Genomic DNA, 5,576 nt, shown 5'->3' with positions numbered 1-5,576 from the left:
GCAGCCAATCGGTTCCGGCAGCGGCCGCTGCGGGGGTGGCGGCCGGGGTGGGATCCGGCGGGGTGATGGCGGGCGCGGGTTGGTCGCTCATGGCAGGCGTGGAGGCTAGGCGGCGGGGGGCTCGGGGGAAGGGGCGGGCGGCAGGCGCCGCTCCAGCTCCTCCCGCAGGGTCGTGGCGTCAAACAGAACCGGCAGCAGGTGGATGCTCTTCTGCTCCCGGAAATAGAACAGCACCGGCAGGGCCGGCCACCAGACCCGCCAGCCGATCCAGGCGTCGTAGGGGAAGCGACGGATCACGGTGTCGCCGCGGGACACCAGCAGGGCGTCGGCCGCGAAGCGCAACCGCAGCAGGGCCGTCTGCAGCAGCAGGAACAACCCCATCAGCCCCATCGCCAGGGCCGCCCAGGGCGCCGGGCTCCACAGCGGCCGCAGGTCCAGGACGGCGCCCGCCAGCGCCAGCAGCCCGAGCGGCACCCAGGCCCGCGGCCGGAGGACCACCGCGTCCGCGTCGATGGCGTCCTCGGGGGCAGCGCTGGCCGGAGGGGGGGAGGGGGCGGAGGTCATTGGCCGAAGAGCAACTGGGTGAGCAGCACGTCCACCAGAGCGACGCTGACGAGAATCATGACCACCGCGCCGGTGGTGCTGGCGCCCACCTCCTTGGGCCCCCCCCGGGTGGTGAGCCCCCAGCCGCAGGCGATGACGGCGATCATCAGGCCGAACACCACGGCCTTGAGCAGCATCGAGGGCAGGTCGTCGGGTTTCATCCAGATCCGCACCGAGTTCCAGAAGACGGACGGAGGAATGCTGTAGAGGAGGGTGCTGCTCACCTGGCCCGACCAGATCGCCATCCAGAAGAACAGCAGGCACTGCACCGGCGCCATCACCACCATCGCCATCACCCGCGGCACCACCAGGTACTCCACCGGGTCGGTGCGCAGCATTGTGATGGCGTCGATCTGCTCGGTCACCTTCATGGTGCCCAGCTGGGCGGCGTACGCGGTGGCCACCTTGCCGGTGAGCAGGGTGGCGGTGAGCAGGGGGGCGATCTCCCGGGAGAGGCCCAGGGCGAGCAGCCCCCCCACGGCGGCGCTGGCCCCCTGCTTCGAGAGTTCGGCCGCCACCTGGATGTTGAACACCGTGCCGGCCGCCAGGGCCGTGATCAGCACGATCAGGAAGCTGCCAGGTCCGGCCTCCAGCAGTTCCTGGACCAGGTCGACCATGCCGATCCGGCCGCGGGCGATGGCGCTCACCGCCTGACCGCCGATCATCAGGCTGGCCCCCAGCCGCTGCAGCCAGCGCGGCGCCTTCATGGCGCCGACGCCGTCAGGGTCTCCGGCTGGGGGCCCCGCTCCGGCCAGCGCCGCATCACCACCAGGCCCAGCACCACCAGGAGCGCCGGGATCAGGCCCATGCACATCCGGATCGCCAGCAGGGCGCTGTCCGGCTGCACGATGCCCCGGGCCGCCTGGTAGCCGCTGAGGCTCATGAGGTTGCCGAAGAAGAACAGGGCCAGGCTGATGCAGATCTTCTGGGTGAACACCATCCAGGCGCTGTAGAGGCCGGCGGGCTTCTCCGGATCGGCATCGATGGCATCCGGCAGCAGGGCCCAGGGGATCAGGTAGGCGGTGGAGGCCCCCAGACCGACGACCAGGATCGTCACCACCAGGGCGGAGAGACGCACCAGGTTGGCGGCCGAGGCTGTGGGGCCGATGGCGGCATCGAGCGGCACCAGCAGCATCGCCATCACACAGGCGGCGATCCAGAGGGCGGTGCCCCAGTGCAGAGACGCCAGGCGACCGCGGCGGCGGGCGATGGCGGTCCAGAGCTGGAGCCCCAGCAGGGTGCTGATCTGGAAGGGCAGCAGGATCCAGTTGCTCCAGCCTTCCGGCAGCCGCATCACCACCGGCAGGAAGATCAGGGCCGCCGTCTGCATGATCTGCAGGGCGCACCAGAGCAGCAGGTAGAGCCCGAGCACCATCTGGAAGCGTCCATTGCTGCCGACCCGGGCCAGGAGCCGCCGGGTGGTGCCCCGCTGGCTGGTGGGCCGCTGGCAGTGCCGCGCCGCCGGGGCGATGCCCCAGCCGCAGAGCAGGGTGGAGCAGGTGATCAGGACCCCCGAGAAGATCCCCACCTGCAGGTAGCTGTCGGGGTTCTGGTGATCCTTGAGCAGCAGGCCCCCCAGCACGATCCCCACCAGGCCGGCGATGATCGAGCCGGTGAAACGGGCGCTGTTCAGACGGGTGCGCAGGTTGACGCTGGTGGTCAGCTCCGCCGCCAGGGCGGAGTAGGGAAGGTTGACGCAGGTGTAGAGGGTGTTCGCCACCATCGAGATGGCCACGAACACGGCGAACCGGACCCAGGGCCCCCCGGGCGGCAGCCACCACATCAGGGCCATGGCGAAGCCGAGCGGGACGGCGCTGCCCAGGATCCAGGGCAGCCGCGGACCCCAGGAGGAGCGGGTCTTGTCGCTCAACCAGCCGACGATGGGGTCGTTGATGGCATCCCAGAGCCGGGCCGTCATCAGCACCAGCCCGGCCATCCAGGCCGGCAGACCCGCCGCCGAGGTGTAGAAGATGAAGAGGTAGAAGCCGATCAGGGAGGCCGCCATGCCGGTGCCGGCGTCCCCCATCCCGTAGGCCAGCAGCACCCTGCGGCGCTCACCGGCCGGAAGGTCCGCCGTATCCACCACACCATCCCCCACACCATCCCCCACACCATCCGCCACACCCGACGGCAGGTCCGGCGCTGCCGGTGGCGGGGAGGACGGTGTGGGGGTGGTCAAACCTGGAAGCGCTTCGGTGGTGGTCGTCCGGTGGAGGTCGGCCGGTGCAGGTCATAATGCTGCAGCCGGTTCCAGGGAACCAGTTCCAGGGAACCAGCCGCCAGTACTCGTGTACTGCTGCGGGCGTAGTTTAGTGGTAAAACCTCAGCCTTCCAAGCTGATGATGCGGGTTCGATTCCCGCCGCCCGCTTGCTCCTCCGCCGGAGCCGCCGCCTCGGAGTCAGCCTGAGTGCCTGCCTGAGGTTCCGTGTCCTCCAGCAGCGGTGTCGCCACCAGGAGCATCAGGCTGCGGCTCTCCAGGGGCGCCGTCGGCAGCAGCCAGGGATCGGCTTTCGCCGGCAGGTCGTGGTCGCCGGGAACGGCCGTGTCGATGACCCGCCGCCAGCCGGCGGCCTGGGCCGGCAGCTGGAACTGCATCGGCTGGTAGTAAGCGTTCATGCCGCACCAGAGCAGGGGGCCCAGGCTGGCGTCATGCAGGCTCCAGGCCAGGCAGTGGGACCAGCTGGCCCAGTCGGGCTTGCCCAGCTCCAGGCCGTGCCACTCCCGCCAGAGGGGCAGGCTGCCGGCGCCGCGGGCCGGGCCGGCGGGGCCCGCGGCCATGGGCAACTCCTGGTTGAGCAGGGGGGCGAGCCGCTGGCGCAGCTGGATCAGCCGCCGCAGGAAGCGGCGCAGGGCCATGTCACCGGCGTCCGGCTGCCAGTGCATCCACCCCAGGGGGTTGTTCTGGCACCAGGTGTTGTTGTTGCCCCCCTGGCTGCGCCGCACCTCATCGCCCATCAGCAGCATCGGCACGCCGGGGGCCAGCAGCAGGGAGGCCAGCAGGTTGCGCAGCTGCCGGTCCCGCAGGCCATTGACGCCGGCGTCGGTGCAGGGACCCTCCACGCCATGGTTCCAGCTGTTGTTGTGGTTGTCGCCGTCGCGGTCGTTCTCGCCGTTGGCCAGATTGTGCTTGCGATCGAAGCTGACCAGATCCGCCAGGGTGAAGCCGTCGTGGGCGGTGAGGAAGTTGATCGTGCGGCCCACCGGAGAGGGCTGGCCGTTGAACAGATCCGGGTTGCCTGACAGGCGCTGACTCAGGCTCCAGGTGGTGCGGTCGTCCCCCTTCCAGAAGCGGCGCACGTCGTCGCGGAAGCGGCCGTTCCAGCTGGCCACCCGCCGGGCCGGGAAGTCGGCGAGCCGGTAAAGGCCGCCGCAGTCCCAGGGTTCGCTCACCACCTTCAGATCGCTGAGATCGGGATCCGCCTCCATCTCCTCGAACAACGGGGGCGCATCGAGGGGGGCCAGGCCCTCGCCCCGGGTCAGGGCGATGCCGAGGTCGAAGCGGAAGCCGTCGATGCCCAGCTCCGTGCTCCAGCAGCGCAGGGACTCCAGGATCAGGCGCCGGACCAGGGGGCGGTTGGCGGCGATCGTGTTGCCGCAGCCGCTGACGTCGAGGTAGTCGCCCCTGGCCGTCTGGTGGTAGTAGAGGGCGTCGCCGAACCCCCGCCAGCTCAGGGTGGGGCCCTCCTGGTTGCCTTCGCTGGTGTGGTTGTAGACCACATCAAGAATCACCTCCAGGCCGGCCTGGTGGCAGGCGGTCACCAGCTGGCGCACCTCGTGGCGGCCCTGCAGCGGGTCGCGCTCGGCCAGATAGGCCGGATGGGGGGCCATCCAGCTCACGGGGCTGTAGCCCCAGTGGTTGAACCGCCCGGCGGGGGCGTCCTGGGGATCGAAGGCCATCACCGGCAGCAGTTCGATCGCCGTCACCCCCATCGACTGGAGGTAGGGCAGGGTGTCGATCAGTCCCAGCAGGGTTCCCTGGCGTTCCGCCGGCACCGGGCAGCCGGCGCCACGGGTGAAACCGCCCACGTGCAGCTCGTAGATGACGCTCTTCTGCCAGGGATGGCGGGGGCGGGGGGCGGCGTCGAAGTCGAACCGGTCCCGCTCGGTGACCACCCCCTTGAGGCAGGCGGAGGCGTTGGGGACGGCGCCAACGGCGGCGCCCCGCTGGTAGACGTCCCAGCCGGTGATCGCCCTGGCGCAGGGATCGAGCAGCACCTTGGAGGGGTTGAAGCCATGGCTGCCGGGCTGGATCGGGCCAAACACCCGGTAGCCGTAGCAGCAGCCGATCCCGAGGCCTTCCACCTCCACATGCCAGTGCTCACCGGAGCGGTGGGCGGGGTCGAGCTCGATCACCTCCAGGGGCTCCCGGGCGGCCCCGTCCGCGAAGATCAGCAGCTCGATGCGGGTGGCCAGCGGGGCCACCACGGAGAAATTGACGCCCCTGCGGGTGACGGAGGCCCCCAGTGGCCAGGGATGTCCGATCCGGGTCGCCGACAAATCACTGGCCAGGATTGCGCCAAGGCTACGCCGGGCCTCCGGAAGCTGCCGCCGGGGGTTCAATGGGGCGATGAACGCTTCCCCCTCCGCCCTGCTGCCGTCCGAGGAGGGCCGCCCGCCCCTGCTGGTCCGGCAGGGGCTGTGGCTGTTCGCCCCCAGCCGCGAGATCCAGGGGGGCAGCGCCTGGCTGCTTGAGGCCGCCGGCGCCGACCTGCTGATCGACTGCCCCGCCTACACCCGGGCCAACCTGCGCTTCCTGGCCGGGCGCCCCCGCCACCGGCCGGCGGAGAACGGGGCGCCCCGGGGCTGGATCCTGCTCACCGGCCGCGGCGGCCATGGCCGCTGCCGCCGCCTGCAGCAGGCCCTGGGATGGCCGGTTCTCGTCCAGGAACAGGAGGCCTACCTCCTGCCTGGTGTGGATCCCCTGCACACCTTCGCCGCGGAGCACCGGCTGGCGCCCGACGTGCGTCTGCTC

4 protein-coding genes, 1 tRNA gene and 1 pseudogene are annotated in these 5,576 nt (G+C 70.9%); 2 read left to right on the top strand and 4 right to left on the bottom strand.

Features of this window, described 5'->3' with window-relative positions; all coding sequences use genetic code 11:
* Positions 1–105 precede the first annotated feature (105 nt).
* From VB737_RS05110 to VB737_RS05100, 3 genes are read right to left on the bottom strand one after another with little or no spacing between them, the layout of a single operon-like run.
* The gene (locus tag VB737_RS05110; protein ID WP_500311685.1) at positions 106–564 is read right to left on the bottom strand and encodes a DUF3119 family protein; all 459 of its coding nucleotides are present in this window, start codon (positions 562–564) and stop codon (positions 106–108) included.
* Positions 561–1,310, bottom strand: coding sequence for an MlaE family ABC transporter permease (locus tag VB737_RS05105; protein WP_500311684.1), 750 nt, complete (start codon positions 1,308–1,310; stop codon positions 561–563). The genes VB737_RS05110 and VB737_RS05105 overlap by 4 nt, the downstream gene beginning before the upstream one ends.
* The gene (locus VB737_RS05100; RefSeq protein ID WP_500311682.1) at positions 1,307–2,782 is read right to left on the bottom strand and encodes an MFS transporter; all 1,476 of its coding nucleotides are present in this window, start codon (positions 2,780–2,782) and stop codon (positions 1,307–1,309) included. The genes VB737_RS05105 and VB737_RS05100 overlap by 4 nt, the downstream gene beginning before the upstream one ends.
* A gap of 119 nt (positions 2,783–2,901) precedes the next feature.
* Between VB737_RS05100 and VB737_RS05095 the strand changes: the two genes are divergently transcribed.
* Positions 2,902–2,972 (top strand) — tRNA-Gly (locus tag VB737_RS05095).
* Here VB737_RS05095 and VB737_RS05090 read toward each other — a convergent pair.
* Positions 2,927–5,101 (bottom strand): glycogen debranching protein, encoded by a 2,175-nt coding sequence (locus tag VB737_RS05090; protein WP_500311687.1) that lies wholly within the window; start codon positions 5,099–5,101, stop codon positions 2,927–2,929. The genes VB737_RS05095 and VB737_RS05090 overlap by 46 nt on opposite strands.
* A gap of 70 nt (positions 5,102–5,171) precedes the next feature.
* Between VB737_RS05090 and VB737_RS05085 the strand changes: the two are divergent.
* Positions 5,172–5,576 (top strand): annotated as a pseudogene (locus VB737_RS05085) (MBL fold metallo-hydrolase); the annotation flags it as partial.

The sequence above is a fragment of the Synechococcus sp. BA-120 BA3 genome (genome assembly GCF_034931285.1).
Taxonomy (GTDB): Bacteria; Cyanobacteriota; Cyanobacteriia; order PCC-6307; family Cyanobiaceae; genus Cyanobium.
The sequence above is the reverse complement of the archived record's forward strand: the minus strand, read 5'-3'. Positions and strand labels throughout refer to the sequence as shown.

Bases quoted from the DNA above. Each gene is read 5' to 3' on its own strand.
- VB737_RS05110 (WP_500311685.1), bottom strand. From the start codon at position 564: ATGACCTCCGCCCCCTCCCCCCCTCCGGCCAGCGCTGCCCCCGAGGAC.
- VB737_RS05105 (WP_500311684.1), bottom strand. From the start codon at position 1,310: ATGAAGGCGCCGCGCTGGCTGCAGCGGCTGGGGGCCAGCCTGATGATC.